Below are 20,459 nucleotides of genomic sequence, written 5' to 3' on the forward strand. Positions count from 1 at the left end.
ATGGCATGGTCTACTCGATCCCCAGTGCGCGGCGCACCGGTTTGAAGCTCTTGCGATATTCGGGCAACGGGCCCCGTTCGGCCAGAATGGCGAGGTGCTCAGCGGTCGGATAACCCTTGTGGCGGGCAAAACCATACTCGGGATGGCGACTGTCCAGCTCGGTCATCTCCGCATCTCGGGTCACCTTGGCGAGGATAGAGGCGGCGCTGATGGCGGCCACCAGGCTATCGCCCTTGACCACGGCGCGCGCTTCCATCGGCAATGCCGGGCAGCGGTTGCCATCGATAAAGACCAGCTCGGGGGTGACCTTCAACCCCGCCACGGCTCGCTGCATCGCCAGCATGGTGGCATGCAGGATGTTGAGCTCGTCGATCTCCTCCGGAGTGGCGCGACCGATGGCCCAGGCGAGCGCCTTCTCTTTGATCTCGTCAAACAGGGCGAGGCGCTTCTTCTCGGAGAGCTTCTTGGAGTCGTTTAGCCCCGCGATCGGATTGGCGGGGTCGAGAATGACCGCAGCGGTGACCACGTCACCCACCAGGGGGCCACGACCCACTTCGTCCACACCGGCAACCAGCTTGTCGTCAGGAATATCGATCATCATCTTGTAGCCTTGAATCAAAACAGGCCCCGTGGGGCCTGACTGGGGTCGACTGGCGCGGCATTACCGCTCGAAAACGGATTAACGGGCTGCGCGGCGCAATCGACGGTCCGAAATAGCGTTATCTGCCGAGCAGATCCGCCACCGCATCGGCGGCCTGCGAGTCGGCATTGCAGCGGATCAGCTGGTGCAGCTCGGTGAAGGTGTTGACCAGCGCACTGTTGTCGTGCTCGAAGTACTTGCTCACCTCTTCCACCAGATTCTCCGCGGTGCACTCGTGCTGGATGAGTTCCGGCACCAGCATGCGACCGGCAAGCAGGTTGGGCAGAGAGACAAATTCGGTCTTTACCAGTCGCTGGGCCAGCCAATAGCTGAAGGGCTTGAGCTTGTAGCCCACCACCATCGGCTTTTTCACCAGCATGGCTTCGAGCGCCGCGGTGCCAGAGGCCAGCATCACCACGTCAGCGGCGATCATCGCCTCGCGGCCCTGCCCTTCCAGCAGCACCATGTCGAGACCCGGCGCTACCTCAGCCTTGATGGCCATAAACTGCTCGCGCCGTTTCTGGTTGACCAGCGGCACGATGAAGCCGAGATCCGGATAGCGCACCGTCAGGTGTTTGCACGCCTCGAGAAACAGGGGGGACATAAAGCCCACTTCTGCGGTGCGGCTGCCCGGCAGCACTGCCAGCCAGCGGCGATTGGCATCGATACCGAGATTGCGACGCACGGCAGCCTGATCCGGTACCAGCGGAATATCATCCGCCATGGTGTGGCCGACAAAACGGCAAGGGGCGTCGAAGCGGTCGTAGAAGGCTTTCTCGAACGGCAGGAAGGCGAGCACCATGTCGGTGGCGGCCTTGATCTTGTGAATGCGGTTTTGGCGCCAGGCCCACACCGAGGGGCTGACATAGTGAACCGTCTTGATACCGGCGCGGCGCAGTTTCAGCTCCACTCCGATATTGAAATCCGGTGCATCCACGCCGATGAAGATATCGGGCGGATTGGCAATAAAGTGGCGCAACAGTTCGCGACGGACCTTGAGGATGCGCGGCAGACGGCCCAGCACCTCGGTGATCCCCATGACGGAGAGCTCTTCCATCTCGAACAGGGCCTTGACGCCGAGGGCCTGCATACGCGGCCCGGCGATCCCTTCGAACTGCGCATCCGGGTAACGGGCCTGCAGCTCGCGCACCAGACCGGCAGCCAGAATGTCGCCGGAGACCTCTCCGGCGACGATACCGATACGAACCGGATCAGGCACGGATGATCCCGCGCTCGTTATCTTTGAGGAAGTCCACATAGAGCTGGACGGCCGGTTCGGCTTGCGCCATCTCGATCAGCACCGGCAGCACCTCTTCGATGGTCTTGCCGGAGCGGAAGATCTCTTTGTAGGCACGCTTGACGGCAGAGATGGCCTCGGCGCTGAAACCACGGCGACGCAGACCTTCGGAGTTGACCCCGAACGGCTTGGCGTAGTTGCCGGCGGCCATTACGTAAGGCGGCACGTCCTTGTTCAGGGCGGCGCAGCCACCGACGAAGGCGTGGGAGCCAACTCGGCCGAACTGGTGAATGGCGGAGAGACCACCAAAGATCACGAAGTCACCGATCACCACGTGACCCGCCAGGGTCGCGTTGTTGGCGAAGATGCAGTTGTCACCGATGATGCAGTCGTGGGCAACATGAACGTTGACCATGAACAGGTTGCCGCTGCCCACCTTGGTCAGGCTCTGATCCTGAATGGTACCGCGGTGGAAGGTGCAGTTCTCGCGAATGACGTTGTTGTCGCCGATTTCGAGGAAGGTGCGCTCACCGGCGTACTTCTTGTCCTGGCAATCCTCACCGATGGAGGTGTGCTGGAAGATCTTGTTGCCGCGACCAATCTTGGTCGGGCCCTTGATCACCACATGGGAACCTACCCAGGTGTTGTCACCGATTTCCACCTCGGCGCCGATGACAGAAAAGGGGCCGATTTCAACCCCTTTACCGATCACGGCAGACTCATGGACGATGGCAGTATCGTGAATGATGGCAGTCTGGTCGATCACGTGTGTTAAACCTCGCGTTTGGCGCACATCAGCTCGGCGGTACAGACCACTTCACCGTCGACGGTGGCGACACCGGTGAACTTGGCAATACCGCGACGCTCTTTCAGGAACTCCACGTCCAGCACCAGTTGGTCACCGGGGCCGACCGGACGCTTGAAGCGAGCGTTGTCGATTGAGGCAAAATAATAGAGTTCGTTGGGAGACGGCTTGCCCACCATGGTAAAGGCCAGGATACCGGTGGCCTGTGCCATCGCTTCCAGGATCAGTACGCCAGGGAACACCGGCTTGGCCGGGAAGTGCCCCTGGAAGATCGGCTCGTTGAACGAGACGTTCTTGATGGCGCGCAGAGTTTTGCGCTCATCGCTGATCTCGTAGTCGTCTACACGATCCACCATCAGAAACGGATAACGGTGGGGCAGCAGATCCATGATTTCCTGGATACCCAGGCTCTTCTTTTCAGTAGTCAAAACAGTACCCTATACCAATCGTGATTATTCTTGATCCAGCTTCTTCTCAAGCTTGCTTAACCGCTTGTGCATCTCTTCGATACGCATCACCCGGGCGGCGGTCTTGCGCCACTCTTTATTGGTTTGCAGAGGGATGCCGGAAGAGTAGACACCGGGCTCGGTAATGGGTCGCATCACCATGGCCATACCGGTAACGGTGGCCTGGTCGCAGATCTCCATATGCCCGTTAAAGACGGAAGCGCCGCCAATGATACAGTATTTGCCGACCTTGAGACTACCAGCCATCACGGTAGAGCCCGCCACGGCGGTGCCGTAACCGATCTCCACGTTGTGGGCGATCTGGCACTGGTTGTCGATGATGACGTTGTCAGCGATGCGGGTATCTTCCAGCGCACCGCGGTCAATGGTGGTACAGGCACCGATCTCGACCCGGTTGCCAATGGTCACGCCGCCGAGCTGGGGGATCTTGATCCACTCGCCACGCTCGTTGGCATAACCGAAACCATCGGCGCCGATCACTGTGCCGGATTGAACCAGACAGTCGGTGCCCATGGTCACATTGTGATAGAGGGTGACGTTGGCCCATAGCCGGGAGCGGGCTCCCAGCCGGGTATTTTTGCCAACAAAACAGCCCGGGCCAATGCGTACATCGTCACCCAGCACGACGCCGGATTCGATCACTGCATTGGCGCCGATGGCCACTCTCTCGCCCAGTTGCACGTCAGCCGCGATAACGGCGCTCGGATGAATATCCGTGGCCGGCTGCGGGGTGGTGTCCAGCAGTTGGGCTACCCGGGCAAAGCCCACATAGGGGTCTTTGAGCACCAGGGCATTGGTGGGACAAAATGGCAGATCCGCTTCTGTAATAAGCACGGCGGTCGCCTTGCTCTGCTCCAGATAGTGCCGGTACTTCTTATTGGACAGGAAGGTGATATCCCCCTCCCCGGCCTTTTCCAGTGTCGCTACCTTGCGGATTTCCAGGGTTCCGTCGCCATGGACCTGGGCCCCCAGTTGCTGGGCCAGCTGTGCGAGAGTGAATGCCATCAATTAGTTGCTCTTGCTTACCTGAGAAATAACCTGGCCGGAGATGTCCAGCTTGCTGGCGGCATACGGGGCAGCATTGCGCTCCAGCACCAGATCGTAACCATTGCTCTTGGCGATGGAATCGATGGCAGCCTGCACCTTGGTCAGGATCTTGTTGCGCTCTTCGGACTGACGGCGGCCGTTGTCCTGCTCAAAGGCTTGACGCTTCTGGTTGAACTCCATCTGCAGCTTGGCCAGCTTCTCCTGGTTCTGCTTCTTCTGCTCGGCGCTCATGAAGGCTTCATCCTTGCGGAACTTCTCGACCAACTTCTGGCCTTCCTGTTCCAGCTTCTGCAGCTCACGCATACGCGGCTCGAATTCACCTTTCAGCTTGGCTGCAACGGCTTCACGCTGGGGCAGCTTTTGGAAGACTTCGCCCATATCAACCACGGCGATCTTGGTCTCAGCGAAGGCAGAACCCATGCCGGCAGCCATCAGTGCAAAGCTCAAACCAGCTACTTTCAACGCTTTATTCACACTTACTCCTTGTTCCCTCATGGCGAGGGCTACCTGATTTACCCGATTATGCAAGCGGCGTTAGGACCGTCTTGTTACCTGGTGAGGCACGCATACCGCGCGTCCCATCATTGAAGACCCCCACCGCATGGGTGGGGGCGAAACTCTGCTTAGAAAGTACGACCGATGTTGAAGGAGAAGACTTCGGTGCGATCCCCTTCATATTTCTTGATCGGCTTGGCCAAGGCAAACACCAGCGGGCCCATCGGCGAGAGCCACTGCAGGGAGACACCGGCAGAGACCCGGATATTGCCCGGGTTGGAGTAGTCCTGGCTCAGATAGTTGCAATCAGAACCGGCGGCGCAAGGATATGCTCCGTTGGCAAAATCGGTGCTCCAGACGGTACCTGCGTCCATAAAGACGGTGGAACGGATCTGCGGACGATAGGTCTCGGAAACAAACGGGGTCGGGAAGACCAGCTCCAGTGAGGCGACGGCCAGAGCGTTACCGCCCACCGAGGTGTCGGAACCTTCGTAGTAGCCAGTTTCACACGGCTGAGAACCCGTGCAACTGCCAGCACCCGGCTTATTGTAGGTCTTGTAGATCGCCTTGGGACCGATGGTGTTGCTCTTGAAGCCACGTACCGTATCGAAACCACCGGCATAGTAGTTCTCGAAGAACGGCAGCATGGAGTCATCGCCATAGCCGTTACCGTAGGAGACACGACCCTTGCCGATCATTACCCAGCTATGATCCGCATCGAGCGGGAAGTAGTGGGCATCCTCGGCAGAGAGCTTGTAGTACTGCAGCTCCATGCCCGGTACGGTCACCTTGGCGTTGATACGCTGACGATCGCCAGAAGTCGGGAACATCCCCTTGTTCAGGGTAGAGCGGGTCCAGCCAGCGGTGACATCGACGGTCACAAAGTCGAGGTTGGAACCATCCTGTGAGTAAGCATTCCAGAACTGATCCATCTGTACCGACTGGCGGTTATCGTTCCACTGATCCCAGCAGTAGGTATTGCCATCAGTATCCGGATTGTCTTTCAGACACTCCTGATAGTTCTGGGCATTGAATGACGGACGGCTCAACTTGGTGCTCTCGATACCGGTACTGAAGTCGAGACGGTTGAACTCGTTGACCGGGAAGCCGCTGGAGAGACGGAAACCGATGGTTTCGTTCTCGTAATCAACGATATCGGCATCATCGGCGCGGAACTGGTTGTAGTAAACCCGACCACCCAGGCTGACACCATCCACGGTGAAGTAGGGATCGTTGTAGCTCAGGTCAACGTTCTTGGAGTAGTCGTTGGTGCTGGCGTTGATGGAGACCTTTTTACCGGTACCCATAAAGTTGTCCTGGGAGATCCCCGCCTGCAGGCTCAGACCCGATTCGGTACCGTAACCGATACCGGCGTTGATGGAGCCTGCTGGCTGCTCCTTGACCTTGAAGTCGAGGTCAACCAGGTCATCGTTGCCCGGCACCCGCTTGGTGTCCACTTCGACGCTCTCGAAGTAGCCAAGGCGGTTGAGACGGCTCTTGGACTGCTCGATGTTGTCGGAGGAGAGCCAGGTGCCCTCCATCTGGCGCATTTCGCGACGCAGTACCTGATCTTCGGTGGTGGCGTTACCGCTGAAGTTGATATTGCGCACATAGACACGGGGGCCCGGTTCAACGTTGACGATCAGCTCCACTTCCTTGGTCTTGTCATTGATCTGCGGGAAGGTGACTACTTTCGGATAGGCATAACCGTAACGACCGAGGAACTTGGAGAGCACCTCTTCGGTATGAGTCACCTGACTGGCAGAGTAGGTGCTGCCGGCAGCGATCGGGATCAACCCCTTCATCTCGCCACCGCGATCGATCAGGTCACCCTTGAGCTGGACACCGGAGACCTTGTACTGATCCCCTTCCTTGATGTTGAGGGTGACATAGACGCCCTTCTTGTCGGGGGTCATGGAGACCTGGGTAGACTCTTGCTGGAAGCGGATATAGCCGCGGTCCATGTAGTAAGAGCGCAGGGTCTCGATATCACCGGCCAGTTTCTGCTTCTGATAGCGCTGATCGGCGGTGAAGTTCCACCAGGGCACTTCGTCGCGCAGGGAGAGCTGGGCAATCAGCTTCTCTTCAGGGAAAACGCTGTTGCCGACGATGTTGATCTGCTGGATCTTGGCCGCTTCCCCTTCCACGAAGGTGAACTTGAGGTCGACCCGGTTGCGCGGCAACGGGGTGACGATGGCCTTGACCTTGGCGGAGTATTTACCCACGCCATAGTAGAAATCTTCCAGTCCCTTCTCGAGGGAAGTGAGTACGGTGCGATCCAGCGGATCGCCCACACGGATACCGGAGGACTCCAAACTCTGGGTCAGTTGCTCCTCTTTGATATCCTTGTTGCCGGCAAACTCGATGCTGGAGATGGTTGGACGCTCCTTGACCATCACCTGCAGCACCTGGCCATCACGGTAAACCTTCACATCCTCGAAGTTACCCGAGGCATAGAGCTTTTTGATGGCGCTGGCCAGAGCCACGGAGTCGACGGTATCACCGACCCGGATCGGCAGGTTCAACAGTGCGGCACCCAGGGTCACCCGTTGCAGACCTTCGACCTGGATATCTTGCACCACAAAAGAGGCAGGGGCCGCCTGGGCCAGGAAACTGGCACCCAGCAGGCAACTCAACACCAATGCTTTTTTAACAGCCATTTTGTTCTTATGTGTCCTTGTTGATGCTCTGGCCTCAGAGGCGAGCGAAATCGTTAAACAGCGCAATGCCCATCAATAACATCAGAATGGCGGCGCCGATCCTGAAACCCACTTCCTGTATTTTCTCTGATACCGGCTTGCCGGTGACCGCTTCGATCAGGAAATAGACCAGATGGCCACCATCGAGCACCGGCAGGGGGAACAGATTGATAATCCCCAGGTTGACGCTGATCAGCGCCAGAAAACTCAAGAAATAGACCAGACCATAGTCGGCACTGCTGCCGGCGCCCTTGGCAATGGAGATGGGGCCGCTCAGGTTGTCCAGCGACACGATGCCACCGATCAACTTGCCAATCATGTCAAAGGTGAGCGTGATCAGGCTCCAGGTCTTGTCCGCGCCATGCCACAGCGCCTGCAAAGGCCCATACTGTAACAGAATTCGATATTCATCCGGTAATGGAACCAGTTGCGGCGAGAGACCGACAAATCCTACCAGCTTGCCCTGCACCTTGCGGCTATCCGGGGTCAGGGTCACGTTGAGATCACTGTTGTTGCGCTCAACCACCATTTGCAGGGGCTCGCCCGGAGCCTGCTGCACCAGTTCGACAAACTGGGCCCACGCGGTAATAGGCTGATCGCCGACCTGTTTGATACGGTCACCGACCTGTAACCCCGCCTTTTCACTGGCACTCTTGGCCACCACGGCAGCCACGACTGGCAGCACTTTGCCACTCAGGGGGATAATTCCCAAGCTGCCGATGGGCGACTCTTTATCCGGATCGAAGGTCCAGCCGGTCAGCGACAAGGTTTTGTCGGTGGCATAGCTGGTATTGGGTGCCTGCACCTTGAGAGTCACAGCATCGTCACCCAGATGGCTGATAAGGGCGTAAGTGACGCTCTCCCAGTCACCGGTCTGCTCATCGCCGACCCCGACAATCTCCATCCCCGGCAGCACACCCGCCTCGGCTACGATGGATGCCGGACGCACTTCACCGATCACCGGCTTGACGCTCGGCACCCCGATGATAAACATCAGCCAGAGGGCAAACAGGGCAAACACGAAGTTGGCCATGGGACCTGCGGCAACAATCGCCATCCGCGCCCAGACACTCTTGTGGTTGAAGGCATACTGCTCGTCACCGGGCTTGAGTTCATCGACCCGGCCATCGAGCATCTTGACGTAACCACCGAGCGGGATCAGCGCCAGCACATATTCGGTGCCATCCTTACCCATCCGACGCCAGATCGCCTTGCCAAAACCGATGGAGAAGCGTTCGACCTTGACGCCACAGCGACGAGCCACCCAGAAGTGACCAAATTCATGAACCGCAACCAGCAACCCGAGGGCAACGATAAAGGCACCGATGTTCCACAACACACCGCCCATCAGCCAAGCTCCTCAATCAAAGTGTGTGCACGGGCTCTTGCCGCACCGTCCAGGGCAAACAGATCATCGAGCGAGCCGACGGCGCTGCTCTCCAGCGCCAGCATCACTGCCTCGTTGATCCGGGCAATATCCATAAAACCGATGCGCCCGGCCAGGAAGGCGGCAACCGCCTCCTCGTTGGCTGCATTCAGCGCAGTGGTCGCCGCTTGTCCCTTCTGGCAGGCATTGATGGCCAACGCCAGACAGGGGTAGCGATCATAATCAGGCCGGATAAAGCTGAACTCTCCGACACTGAAGAAATCCAAAGGTTCCACACTGGAGGGGATGCGATTGGGATAAGCCAGCGCATGGGCGATGGGGGTACACATATCCGGATTGCCCAGCTGAGCCAGCACGGAGCCATCCTTGTACTGCACCATGGAGTGGATCACCGACTGCGGGTGGATCACCACCTGGATCTGCTCTGGCGCCGCATTGAACAACCAGCGCGCCTCTATGTACTCCAGCCCCTTGTTGATCATGGTGGCGGAGTCGACCGAAATCTTGGCCCCCATCGACCAGTTGGGATGCGCGATGGCCTGCGACGGCGTCACCTTCGCCAGCTCGCTGATCTCGGTGTAACGGAACGGGCCGCCAGAACCGGTCAGCAAAATCTTGCTGATCCCCGCCGCCGCCAGATCGCAAAAACCGGGCTGGCGCTGCACGGCAGTCGGCAGACACTGGAAGATGGCATTGTGTTCACTGTCGATGGGCAGCAGCTCGGCGCCATGTTCGCGCACGGCTTCCATGAAGAAAGCACCGGACATCACCAGCGCCTCCTTGTTGGCCAGCAAAATACGCTTGCCGGCACGTACCGCGGCCATGGTCGGGGCCAGTCCGGCCGCACCGACAATGGCGGCCATCACACTATGGGTGTCGGGGTGAGCGGCAACCTCGCAAAGGGCGGCTGCACCAGACATAACCCGGGTCGCACTGCCGTGCGCTTTCAGACGGGCAGCCAGTTCACGGGCGGCATCCTCATCGACCATCACGGCAAAACGGGGGGAGAATTCGAGGCAGTCCCGCAACATGGCATCCACGTTGCGGGCGGCGGTCAACGCCAACACTTGCCAACTGCCCGGGTTATGGCGCAGCACTTTCAAGGTACTCTGACCAATGGAGCCGGAGGCTCCCAGAATAACCAGTGACTTGTGCATCAAAACTCCTGACTGAGTAGCAGATAACTGAGCAGAAACACCGGCAGAGCGGCGGTCAGGCTGTCAATCCGGTCGAGAATGCCGCCATGACCAGGCAGCAGGGTGCCGGAGTCCTTGATGCCTGCTTCGCGCTTGAACATGCTCTCGGTCAGATCACCGAGTACGGAAGCAAGCACCGCCAGCAGAGAGCAAAACAGCACGGTGATCATCTTGGCAGGAACAAATCCCATCGACCAGGTAACGCCGATGGCCAGCAGGCTGGCGGTAAAGAGGCCGCCACACATTCCTTCGATGGTTTTGCCCGGACTCACAGCAGGTGCCAGCTTGTGCTTACCGAACGCCTTGCCGAAAAAATACGCGCCAGAATCTGCCGCCCAGACCAGCCCCATCACGAACAACAGGATCCAGGCGCCCATCATGGGGTCATGGTAAAAGTTGTAACCACGGATGGCGACCAGCGACCAGAAGAAGGGAACCAGGGTCACCAGACCAAACAGCGACTTGAGCCAGATAGACTCTTTCCACAGCTTGGCGCTTTGGGGATAGCGCAGCACCAGCAGCAGACCCAGCAGCCACCAGCTTACCGCGGTCCAGAGCACGCCCATCACGAGGGGGTGCAGGTGGGGCGTCCAGAGTTGCTCCACCGGCAGCCAAAAGAGGCTGGCACCGAGCAACAGACAAAATACGATGGGCAGCCATTGCTGCGGAGCAGCAGAGACAAACCCACTCCATTCGCGACTGGCCAACAAAAACACCAGCGCAGCCAACAGGGCAAAAAATTTCAATGGCAGAAAGAAGAGCGCCCCCAACACCAGGGGGATCAACATCAAAGCAGTAATAATTCGTTGTTTTAGCAAAAGAAACCTCTCTCTTGGGAGCGGGGTTTAGCCGGTCTGCTGCTCGGCGATCAATTCCCGTATCTGTTCACCCGTGCAACCGAAGCGACGCTCGCGGGCAACGAAAGAGGCGACCGCCTCACTGAACTCGGCCTCGTTGAAATCGGGCCACAATACCGGGGTAAAATAGAGCTCGGCATAGGCGAGCTGCCATAACACAAAGTTGCTGATGCGATGATCGCCACCGGTGCGGATCAACAGGTCCACGGGTGGCAGATCGGCCATGCAAACCTCACGGGTCAACATGGATTCATCAATGTCGTCAGCGGCCAGTTCACCGGCCGCCACTGCTTTAGCCAGCTTGCGGGCCGCCTGGGCGATATCCCACTGACCGCCATAGTTGGCCGCAATGTTCAGGGTCAACCCCTTGTTATTGGCGGTCAAGGCCTCCGCCTTGGCGATTTTGGCCTGCAACCGCTCACTAAAGCGAGCAGTATCGCCAATCACCTTGAGCCGGATCCCGTTGTTGTGCAGTTTCTGCACCTCACGACCCAGCACTGTGATGAACAGTTCCATCAAGGCACTGACCTCCCCTTCCGGGCGGCGCCAGTTCTCGCTGGAGAATGCAAACAGGGTCAATGCCTCGATCTTGGCACGCGCAGCAAAGGTAACGGCCTCGCGCACTGACTTGACGCCCGCCTTGTGGCCATAAACCCGCATCTTGCCTCGGTTCTGGGCCCAGCGACCGTTACCATCCATGATGATGGCGACGTGACGGGGTAAAGACGAGTTGGCACAATCACCCAACGCAGCCAAAAGCGACATGTAATTCTCCCACAAAGACAAAAGCGCCGTGCAGGGGCACTACACGGCGCTCGTAATATACCTTTCAGACGGTTAGATTTCCATTAGCTCCTTCTCCTTTACGGCAAGGGCCTCATCGACCAGCTTGATGTAGGAGTCGGTCAGTTTCTGGATCTCTTCCTGGGCGCGACGGTCATCGTCTTCGGAGATCTCTTTGTCCTTCAGCAGCGCTTTCAGATCAGCGTTGGCGTCACGACGGATGTTGCGCACGGCAACACGAGCGTTTTCCGCTTCGGCACGGACGATCTTGGTCAGGTCGCGACGACGCTCTTCGGTCAGCGGCGGCAGCGGTACGCGCAGGGTCTGGCCATTGCTGGACGGGTTCAGGCCCAGATCGGAGGTCAGAATCGCCTTCTCTACCGCCTGGATCATGGAGCGGTCAAAAATGGAGATGGAGAGGGTGCGAGCATCTTCTGCCACGACGTTGGCCAACTGTTTCAGCGGAGTGGCAGCACCGTAATACTCAACCTGGATGCCGTCGAGCAGGCTCGGGTGAGCACGGCCGGTACGGATCTTGGACATTTGGGTCTTGAGCGCTTCTACGCTCTTGCCCATACGGTCCTTGGCGTCGTTTTTAATCTCGTTGATCACAGTGGTTTTCCTTTTGGCGAACGAGCCGCTACACGGCCCGTGTCTATCTTATTTACTGACGTGATGGATAGGATAAGAGCGCCAGGTGGCTCACTTTTATCTTATTTACCAACGTGGTGGATCAGAGTGCCTTCCGGTTCACCCATGACAACCCGGCGCAGGGCACCCGGTTTGTTCATGTTGAACACGCGGATCGGCAGATCATGGTCACGTGCCAGGGTAAAGGCAGCAAGATCCATCACCTTGAGCTCTTTTTCAAGAACTTCATCATAACTCAGTTCATGATACAGCACGGCATCCGGATTCTTGACCGGATCTTCGTTGTATACACCATCAACCTTGGTGGCTTTGAGCACCACGTCGGCTTCGATCTCGATCCCGCGCAGGCAAGCCGCAGAATCGGTAGTGAAGAAGGGGTTGCCGGTACCGGCAGAGAAGATAACGACTTTACCAGCACGCAGCTGGCTGATTGCCTCGGCCCAGCTGTAGGAGTCACAGACACCCTGCAGGGAGATGGCAGACATCAGACGGGCATTCACATAAGCACGATGCAAGGCATCACGCATGGCCAGACCGTTCATCACGGTTGCCAGCATACCCATGTGGTCGCCCACCACGCGGTTCATGCCCGCTTTGGCAAGACCGGCACCACGGAACAGGTTGCCGCCACCGATGACCAGACCGACCTGAACACCCAACTCAACCAGCTCCTTGATCTCTTGGGCCATACGCTCCAGCACCGCGGGATCAATGCCGAAACCCTCGGATCCTTGCAGGGCTTCACCACTCAACTTCAGAAGAACACGTCTGTATGCAGGTTTGGGATTGGTACTCATGTCACTGATTCCTGGTCATATAAAGACCGCGACATAAGTCGCGGTCTGGGGAAACGGAAAAACCGGTTCGATTAGGCCTTTTGAGCGGCCGCGATTTGGGCTGCAACTTCAGCAGCGAAATCGGTCTCTTGCTTCTCGATGCCTTCGCCCACTTCGAAACGGGTGAAGGAAACAACGTCAGCGCCTTCTTTCTTCAGCAGCTCGGCAACGGTCATGGAAGGATCTTTCACGAACGGTTGGCCAGTCAGGGAAACCTCACCGGTGAACTTCTTCATGCGGCCTTCAACCATCTTCTCGGCGATCTCTTTCGGCTTGCCGGAGTTGATGGCGATGTCGATCTGGATTTCGCGCTCTTTGGCAACGACTTCAGCAGACACGTCTTCAGGCTTGACGAATTGCGGGCTGTTGGCAGCAACGTGCATGGCCAGATCTTTGGCCAGCTCGGCAGAACCACCGGTCAGCTTGGTGATAACACCAATGCGGGAACCGTGAACGTAGGTACCCAGGTTGTCACCTTCAACCAGCATCACGCGACGCAGGTTCATGTTCTCACCGATCTTGGCGATCAGGTTGGTGATGGTCAGCTCGACGGATTCGCCGTTACCGAAGTCAGCGGCTTTCAGCGCGTCAACGTCAGCAATTTTCTGGGTCGCAGCGATGTCAGCGATCTTCTGGCCCATTGCCATGAAGCTGGCATCTTTGGCGACGAAGTCGGTTTCGCTGTTCAGCTCGATCATGACGGCAACGTTGCCTTCGGTGCGAGCAAAGATAACGCCTTCAGCGGCGATACGGCCAGCTTTCTTGGCGGCTTTGGCCTGACCGGATTTGCGCATGTTCTCAATTGCCAGCTCGATATCACCAGCAGCTTCTTCCAGTGCTTTTTTGCAATCCATCATGCCAGCGGCAGTGCGCTCGCGCAGTTCTTTTACCAGGGCGGCAGTAACGTTAGCCATGTCCAGTATCCTCGGTCTTGAATTGACAAGAAACAGGGGCCACAAGGGCCCCTGCTAACCAATTACATCAGCTTGGTTAATAAGGGCTTTACAGTCCTTATCAATTACTCAGCTTCAACGAAGCCATCTTGTTCGGCTTGAACAACGATGTCCTGAGCGCGAGCTTCCAGTACGGTGTCAGCAGCAGCATTCAGGTACAGCTGTACGGCACGGATAGCGTCGTCGTTACCCGGGATGACATAGTCAACGCCGTCCGGGTTGGAGTTGGTATCAACGATGGAAACTACCGGGATACCCAGGTTATTGGCTTCTTTGATAGCGATATGCTCGTGGTCGGCATCGACAACGAACAGAACGTCAGGCAGGCCGCCCATGTTCTTGATACCACCCAGGCTCTTCTCCAGCTTTTCCATTTCGCGAGTACGCATCAGCGCCTCTTTCTTGGTCAGCTTGTCGAAGGTACCGTCTTGGCTCTGGGTTTCCAGATCTTTCAGGCGCTTGATAGACTGACGAACGGTTTTCCAGTTGGTCAGCATACCGCCCAGCCAGCGGTGGTTTACATAGAACTGCTCGCAACGCTCAGCGGCTTCTTTTACGGCTTCAGACGCGGCACGCTTGGTACCAACGAACAGTACCTTGCCTTTCTTGGCAGCTACGGAGCTGATGAAGTTCATGGCATCGTCAAACATCGGAACGGTTTTTTCCAGGTTGATGATGTGAACTTTGCTGCGGGCACCGAAGATGTAGGATTTCATTTTCGGGTTCCAGTAACGAGTCTGGTGACCGAAGTGAACGCCGGCTTGCAGCATGTCGCGCATAGAAACTTTAGCCATTTTATACCTCTGTATTGGGGTTAGGCCTCCACACATCCCATATAACCGACCCGTTAAGGCACCCCGGCATATGTGTCGATGTGTGTGTGTTGTTTAAGTAAGGGTGATGAAATCGGGACGCAAGTTCCCCATTCCGGCGCGCTTTATACCATAACTTTGTTCAGGACACCACCGGCCGACACCCTAAACAGGTGTAAATATGGATCCCGCCAGAGGATGCTGCGACGCCGATTTGACGTTGTGATGACAATCACACTGGAAGTACGCGGGGGTTGCGGATAAAATTTTGCCCTGATTGCAAACGCATCTATTTTTCATTACCTGTCCTGTCTGCCCTCGCAGGCCTAGCGGCAGGCCGCAAGAGAGATCCCATGTCCATTAAAATCAAGACACCGGAAGAGATTGAAAAGATGCGCGTTGCCGGCCAATTGGCCGCCGATGTGCTGGTCATGATTGCGCCCCATGTCAAAGCTGGCGTCACCACTGACGAACTGAACACCCTCTGCCACGACTATATTGTCGACGTACAACAGGCGGTTCCAGCTCCGCTCAACTACCACGGCTTCCCCAAATCCATCTGCACCTCGGTGAACGATGTGATCTGCCACGGTATCCCGAATCACAAGAAGCTGCGCGATGGCGACATCATCAACCTGGATATCACCGTCATCAAGGATGGCTACCACGGTGATACCTCGGCCATGTTCATCGTGGGCGAGACCACCCCGCTGCGCCGCCAGCTCTGCAAGGTTGCGCAAGAGAGCCTCTACGCTGCCATCAAGAAGGTGCGCCCGGGTGCCTGCATCACCGAGATTGGGGCCGTCATCCAGCCCATCGTCGAGAAGGCCGGTTTCTCCGTGGTGCGTGACTACTGCGGTCACGGTATCGGTGCCGAGTTCCACGAAGAGCCGCAGATCCTCCACTACCGCAACAGTGGCAAGCTGGAGCTGAAAGCGGGCATGTGCTTCACCATCGAGCCGATGGTCAACAGCAAGAAGTATCACTGCAAGGTCAATCCGAAGGATGGCTGGACCGTAACCACAAAGGATGGCGGCGACTCCGCCCAGTGGGAACACACCCTGCTGGTGACCGAGGATGGCTGCGAGGTGCTCACCCTGCGCCCCGATGACACTATCGACCGCTTCATCAAACACAGCTAACATCGAACCCCGGCCCTGAACTTCCAAAGCGCCGGGGTTTTTACTTCTGTTTCAGCCATTTGCCTGCCACTGTGTGTGAGATGCCATGGACGCCAGCCTGCTTTCCCCCCATTTGTTACCCGATGATCAGCTCACTCGCGACAACTGCAAAGAGTACCTGAGCCGCTTTCTCGGCTGGCTGCACGCCCGTTTTGATGCCGGCGACAACATCATAGAGCTGGTCGCCACCCGCTCCGAGTACATGGATCAGTTGCTCTGCCGGTTGTGGCAGAAGTTCGGCTTTGACAAGAGCGATCTGACCCTGATCGCTGTGGGGGGGTATGGTCGCGGCGAGCTGCACCCACACTCCGATATCGACCTGCTGATCCTCTATGACGGCGACGAACTGGACGAGGTGTTGGGACTGCGCATCGGCGAGTTCATCACCTTGCTGTGGGACCTCAAGCTTGAGGTGGGTCAGGCGGTGCGCAACGTGGCGGAGTGCCTTGAGCAGGGGCGCGCCGATATCACTGTCGCCACCAACCTCATTGAGGCCCGCTACATCACAGGTCGCCAGGAGGGCTTCCGGCAACTGAAAGAGGCCACCGGCCCCCAGCACTTCTGGCCGAGCGAAGCCTTCTTTCGCGCCAAACGGCAAGAGCAGGCGGAGCGCCATCAGCAGTTTCTCGGTACCGCCTACAAGCTGGAGCCGGATCTCAAGAGCAATCCGGGTGGCCTGCGGGATATTCAAACTCTCGCCTGGGTCGCCCGCCGCCACTTTGGCGCCACCACCTTGTTCGAGATGACCAGCCACGGCTTTCTCAATCGCGCCGAGTACCGCGAGCTGCTCGACTGCCAGAATTTTCTCTGGAAGGTGCGCTTCGCCCTGCACATGGCCATAAACAAGGGAGATAACCGCCTGCTGTTCGATCGCCAGCGCACCGTGGCCCAGATGTTGGGGTTCGAGGGGGAAGGCAACACTCCGGTCGAGCAGATGATGAAACGCTTCTATCAGACGGTACGGCGGGTCTCCGAGCTCAACGAGATGCTGCTGCAGCTGTTTGACGAAGCCATCCTCGGCAACACAGCCATGGATGTGCGCCGCCTCTCCGACGAGTTCCAGCTCCGTGGCCGCCTCATCGATGCGGTGGATGCGGAGTTGTTTAGCCGTGAACCGGCCGCCATCCTGCGCCTCTTCTATCAGATGGCTCAGCATCCCGAGATTGCGGGCATCCACTCGGCCACCTTGCGCCAACTGCGCGAGGCGCGCCGCAAACTCAACTGCTGGTTGCAGGACTTGCCTGACTGCCGCCGCCTCTTTATGGCGCTGCTGCGCCACCCCAACGGCATCGGCCTGCCGCTCACCCTGATGCACAAATACGGCATCCTCGCCGCCTATCTGCCGCAATGGAACCTGATCGTCGGCCAGATGCAGTTCGACATGTTCCACGCCTACACGGTGGATGAGCACACCCATCGGCTGCTCAAGAACATTCACCAGTTCCCCAATCCGGCCAGTCGCCAGAGCCACCCGCTCTGCCACGAGGTCTTCACCCGGCTGCGCAAACCGGAGCTGCTCAGCATCGCCGCCCTGTTCCACGATATCGCCAAGGGGCGGCGCGGCGATCACTCGGAACTCGGCGCCGTCGATGCGCTGGAGTTCTGCCAGCTGCACGGTCTGGATCGCTACGAGAGCCGACTGGTCGCCTGGCTGGTGCGCCACCATCTACTGATGTCGGTCACCGCCCAGCGCCGCGATATCTACGATCCCGACGTGGTCACCGACTTTGCCCAGAAGGTGCGCGACGAGCAGCATCTCGACCTGCTCTACTGCCTTACCGTGGCCGATATCTGCGCCACCAATGACACCCTGTGGAACGACTGGAAGGGCACCCTGCTGCGGGAGCTCTACTTCGCCACCCAGAAGGCGCTGCGCCAGGGGTTGGAGAACCCGCCCGACATGCGGCTGCGCATTCGCGAAAACCAGCGTCAGGCCAAGCAACTGCTGGCGCAACGGGATGTATCGGAAGAGGCAATCAACCAGCTCTGGGGCGACTTCAAGGCCGATTACTTCCTGCGTCACAGCCCGGAACAGATCGCCTGGCACTGCCGCCACATCATCGAGCATGGCGACAATCCGGCTCCGCTGGTGATCATCGGCAAACACCCGACCCGCGGCGGCAGCGAGGTATTTATCTACTGCCGCGATACCCCGAATCTGTTTGCCACCGTCGCCTCGGCGCTGGATCAGAAGAACCTCAACATCCACGATGCCCAGATCATGAACTCGCGCAGCAACTATGTGCTCGATACCTTCGTGGTGCTGGAGCCGAGCGGCGAACCCATCAGCCCCAACCGCACCGCCACCATCAAGAAGGCGTTGGAGAAGGCGCTGCAGGAGCCTGGCAAGCTGGTGCTGCGCAATAAGCCGCTGTCGCGGCGCCACCGCCAGTTCAGCGTACCGACCCGGGTAGTCTTCCTGCCTCATAAAGGGGAGAGCCGTCACACCCTGATGGAGCTGACGGCCCTCGATACCCCCGGCCTGCTGGCGCGGATCGGTGCCGTTTTCCAGCAGTGCGGGCTGTCGCTGCACGCCGCCAAAATCGCCACTTTCGGTGAGAGGGTCGAGGATTTTTTCAGCCTGACCAGCCTCGATGGCGAACCATTGACCGCCGAGCAGCAAAAACAGCTGGAAGAGCGACTAGTACACCAGCTCAATCCCCAGCAGTCGGTACTGGATTAAGCGAAGAGTGATTCGAAAGAGGCTGATTGTCGGGCGTTTTTTGCCATACCAAACAACTGGTTGGCGCACATCGGATGAAGAAATGGTCGCTGGCCGGAAGAATTCCGGTCACCCCCTTAAAAACAGTCGGAAAAGTGTGATACAACAAACAGAATTTTTTAAAGGAAACCTGTCATGACCGAGTTGCAACAGATCATTGAAGCGGCCTTCGAGCGCCGCGACACCATTACTCCGGGCTCCGTGGATAGCGCCACCAAGTCCGCCATCCTGCAAGTCATCGAGCTGCTGGACTCTGGCAAGGCACGGGTTGCCGAAGATCGCCGGTGAGTGGGTTGTCCATCAGTGGTTGAAGAAAGCGGTACTGCTCTACTTCCGCATAAACGACAACGGCATCATCAAGGGCGACGATGCCCAGTACTACGACAAGGTTCCCCTCAAGTTCTCCAACTACACCGCCGAGCAGTTCAAGGAAGCGGGTGTGCGCGTGGTGCCGCCGGCAACAGCCCGCAAAGGCTCCTTTATCGCCCCCAATACCGTGCTGATGCCCTCCTATGTCAACATCGGCGCCTTCGTTGACGAAGGTACCATGGTCGATACCTGGGCCACTGTCGGCTCTTGCGCCCAGATCGGTAAGAACGTTCACCTCTCCGGCGGCGTCGGCATCGGCGGCGTACTGGAACCGCTGCAGGCCAACCCGACCATCATCGAAGACAACTGCTTTATCGGTGCCCGCTCCGAAGTGGTTGAAGGGGTCATCGTCGAGGAAGGTTCCGTCATCTCCATGGGCGTCTTCATCGGCCAGTCCACCCGCATCTATGACCGTGAAACCGGCGAGATCCACTACGGCCGCGTACCGGCTGGCTCCGTGGTCGTCTCCGGCTCCCTGCCCTCCAAGTGCGGCAAGTACAGCCTCTACGCGGCGGTGATCGTCAAGAAGGTGGATGCCAAGACTCGCGCCAAAGTCGGCATCAACGCTCTGCTGCGCTCCATCGACGAGTAATCAGCATTGCTGTGATGAAAAGGGCGCCTTATGGCGCCCTTTTGATTTTGGCGCCCCTGTCACAGGCAAGCCATGAGGCATCGGTTAAGATGGATGGGACAGGATCGTTTCAAACCGAGGAAGCCTGATGTACGAGAATCTGAAGAGCCTGGGGATCCAGGATCCCGCCTCCGTCGACAGCTATACCCTGCGCCAGGAGGCCAACCACGACATCCTCAAGATCTACTTCAAGAAGCAGAAAGGCGAGTTCTTCGCCAAGAGTGTCAAATTCAAGTATCCCCGCCAGCGCAAAACCATGCTGGTCGATTCCGGTACCCATGAGTACAAGGATGTCACCGAGATCAACGCCAACCTCAAATATGTGGTGGATGAGCTGGACAACCTGACCCAGGGCGTCCATCAGCAAGCCGACCCGGACATCAAGCAAAAGATCCTGCGCGACCTGCGCCATCTGGAAAAAGTGGTACAAAACAAGATCAGCGAAATCGAACGGGATCTGGAGAAACTCTAATCCCCTCGACTCGACAAAAGAGCGCCCTGGTGGCGCTCTTTTTATTGGCTGGCTTTATGGGGCTATGGAGTTATCTGGCAATGCCGTGCGATAAGGTGAGCGGAGCACACCACCTTGTGCTGTTGGGCCACCATTGGGCAACCCGTTACATATCGCCCCTTGGAAAACACAACCCCTGCCAAGCCCCGAGACACGCTACAAGCAACCACAAATAGCAAG

Annotated in this window: 18 protein-coding genes and 1 pseudogene; 4 read left to right on the top strand and 15 right to left on the bottom strand. The window is 57.9% G+C overall.

From position 1 onward, the window contains the following. Nucleotides 1-10: 10 nt before the first annotated feature. The 15 genes from rnhB to rpsB all read right to left on the bottom strand — a co-directional run bounded on the left by rnhB (nt 11) and on the right by rpsB (nt 14,847). Complete coding sequence (rnhB, locus tag ACTG20_RS17520) at nt 11-601, bottom strand: ribonuclease HII (RefSeq protein ID WP_043818967.1); 591 nt, start codon at nt 599-601, stop codon at nt 11-13. A 118-nt stretch (nt 602-719) separates the two neighbouring features. Further along, entirely contained in the window at nt 720-1,859 is a 1,140-nt protein-coding gene (gene lpxB / locus ACTG20_RS17525) for a lipid-A-disaccharide synthase (protein WP_194496541.1), read from the bottom strand. Next, complete coding sequence (lpxA, locus tag ACTG20_RS17530; protein WP_005338557.1) at nt 1,852-2,643, bottom strand: acyl-ACP--UDP-N-acetylglucosamine O-acyltransferase; 792 nt, start codon at nt 2,641-2,643, stop codon at nt 1,852-1,854. Before lpxA ends, lpxB begins: the two co-directional genes overlap by 8 nt. Nucleotides 2,644-2,648: 5 nt before the next feature. Then, nucleotides 2,649-3,110 (bottom strand): 3-hydroxyacyl-ACP dehydratase FabZ, encoded by a 462-nt coding sequence (fabZ, locus tag ACTG20_RS17535; RefSeq protein WP_005338559.1) that lies wholly within the window; start codon nt 3,108-3,110, stop codon nt 2,649-2,651. Nucleotides 3,111-3,134: 24 nt separating this feature from the next. Beyond that, nucleotides 3,135-4,154, bottom strand: a complete 1,020-nt coding sequence (gene lpxD, locus ACTG20_RS17540; protein ID WP_005338561.1) for a UDP-3-O-(3-hydroxymyristoyl)glucosamine N-acyltransferase — start codon at nt 4,152-4,154, stop codon at nt 3,135-3,137. Nucleotides 4,155-4,157: 3 nt separating this feature from the next. Continuing rightward, complete coding sequence (locus ACTG20_RS17545) at nt 4,158-4,670, bottom strand: OmpH family outer membrane protein (protein WP_005338563.1); 513 nt, start codon at nt 4,668-4,670, stop codon at nt 4,158-4,160. Nucleotides 4,671-4,819: 149 nt separating this feature from the next. Further along, nucleotides 4,820-7,351 (bottom strand): outer membrane protein assembly factor BamA, encoded by a 2,532-nt coding sequence (bamA, locus tag ACTG20_RS17550; protein ID WP_021229212.1) that lies wholly within the window; start codon nt 7,349-7,351, stop codon nt 4,820-4,822. A gap of 34 nt (nt 7,352-7,385) precedes the next feature. Continuing rightward, nucleotides 7,386-8,738, bottom strand: coding sequence for a sigma E protease regulator RseP (gene rseP, locus ACTG20_RS17555; RefSeq protein ID WP_194496542.1), 1,353 nt, complete (start codon nt 8,736-8,738; stop codon nt 7,386-7,388). Continuing rightward, nucleotides 8,738-9,934, bottom strand: coding sequence for a 1-deoxy-D-xylulose-5-phosphate reductoisomerase (gene ispC, locus ACTG20_RS17560; RefSeq protein WP_042081107.1), 1,197 nt, complete (start codon nt 9,932-9,934; stop codon nt 8,738-8,740). The genes rseP and ispC overlap by 1 nt, the downstream gene beginning before the upstream one ends. Next, nucleotides 9,934-10,791: a phosphatidate cytidylyltransferase gene (locus ACTG20_RS17565; protein WP_026034918.1), complete on the bottom strand. Its 858-nt coding sequence runs from the start codon at nt 10,789-10,791 to the stop codon at nt 9,934-9,936. Before ACTG20_RS17565 ends, ispC begins: the two co-directional genes overlap by 1 nt. Nucleotides 10,792-10,818: 27 nt before the next feature. Continuing rightward, on the bottom strand, nt 10,819-11,595 hold the full coding sequence (gene uppS / locus ACTG20_RS17570; RefSeq protein WP_005338574.1) for a polyprenyl diphosphate synthase: 777 nt from the start codon (nt 11,593-11,595) through the stop codon (nt 10,819-10,821). A gap of 72 nt (nt 11,596-11,667) precedes the next feature. Beyond that, entirely contained in the window at nt 11,668-12,225 is a 558-nt protein-coding gene (frr, locus tag ACTG20_RS17575) for a ribosome recycling factor (RefSeq protein WP_005338576.1), read from the bottom strand. Nucleotides 12,226-12,326: 101 nt separating this feature from the next. Then, the gene (pyrH, locus tag ACTG20_RS17580; RefSeq protein ID WP_005338577.1) at nt 12,327-13,061 is read right to left on the bottom strand and encodes a UMP kinase; all 735 of its coding nucleotides are present in this window, start codon (nt 13,059-13,061) and stop codon (nt 12,327-12,329) included. A gap of 71 nt (nt 13,062-13,132) precedes the next feature. Beyond that, entirely contained in the window at nt 13,133-14,014 is an 882-nt protein-coding gene (gene tsf, locus ACTG20_RS17585; RefSeq protein ID WP_005338578.1) for a translation elongation factor Ts, read from the bottom strand. Between the two features lie 104 nt (nt 14,015-14,118). Then, on the bottom strand, nt 14,119-14,847 hold the full coding sequence (gene rpsB, locus ACTG20_RS17590) for a 30S ribosomal protein S2 (protein WP_134320722.1): 729 nt from the start codon (nt 14,845-14,847) through the stop codon (nt 14,119-14,121). Between the two features lie 371 nt (nt 14,848-15,218). On the opposite strand from rpsB, the gene map reads away from it, so the two are divergent. The 4 genes and pseudogenes from map to ACTG20_RS17610 all read left to right on the top strand — a co-directional run bounded on the left by map (nt 15,219) and on the right by ACTG20_RS17610 (nt 20,240). After that, a complete protein-coding gene (map, locus tag ACTG20_RS17595) occupies nt 15,219-16,007 on the top strand; it encodes a type I methionyl aminopeptidase (RefSeq protein WP_005338579.1) in 789 nt (262 codons plus the stop codon). An 85-nt stretch (nt 16,008-16,092) separates the two neighbouring features. Next, nucleotides 16,093-18,729 carry a bifunctional uridylyltransferase/uridylyl-removing protein GlnD gene (gene glnD, locus ACTG20_RS17600; RefSeq protein ID WP_115521377.1) on the top strand — a complete coding sequence of 879 codons (2,637 nt, stop codon included), beginning with the start codon at nt 16,093-16,095 and terminating at the stop codon, nt 18,727-18,729. Nucleotides 18,730-18,903: 174 nt separating this feature from the next. Then, nucleotides 18,904-19,729: pseudogene (dapD, locus tag ACTG20_RS17605) on the top strand (2,3,4,5-tetrahydropyridine-2,6-dicarboxylate N-succinyltransferase). Between the two features lie 127 nt (nt 19,730-19,856). Further along, nucleotides 19,857-20,240: a DUF3461 family protein gene (locus tag ACTG20_RS17610; RefSeq protein WP_005338583.1), complete on the top strand. Its 384-nt coding sequence runs from the start codon at nt 19,857-19,859 to the stop codon at nt 20,238-20,240. The last annotated feature ends 219 nt before the right edge of the window (nt 20,241-20,459 follow it).

Source organism: Aeromonas sp. 84A, assembly GCF_051919345.1.
Classification (GTDB): Bacteria; Pseudomonadota; Gammaproteobacteria; order Enterobacterales; family Aeromonadaceae; genus Aeromonas; species Aeromonas veronii.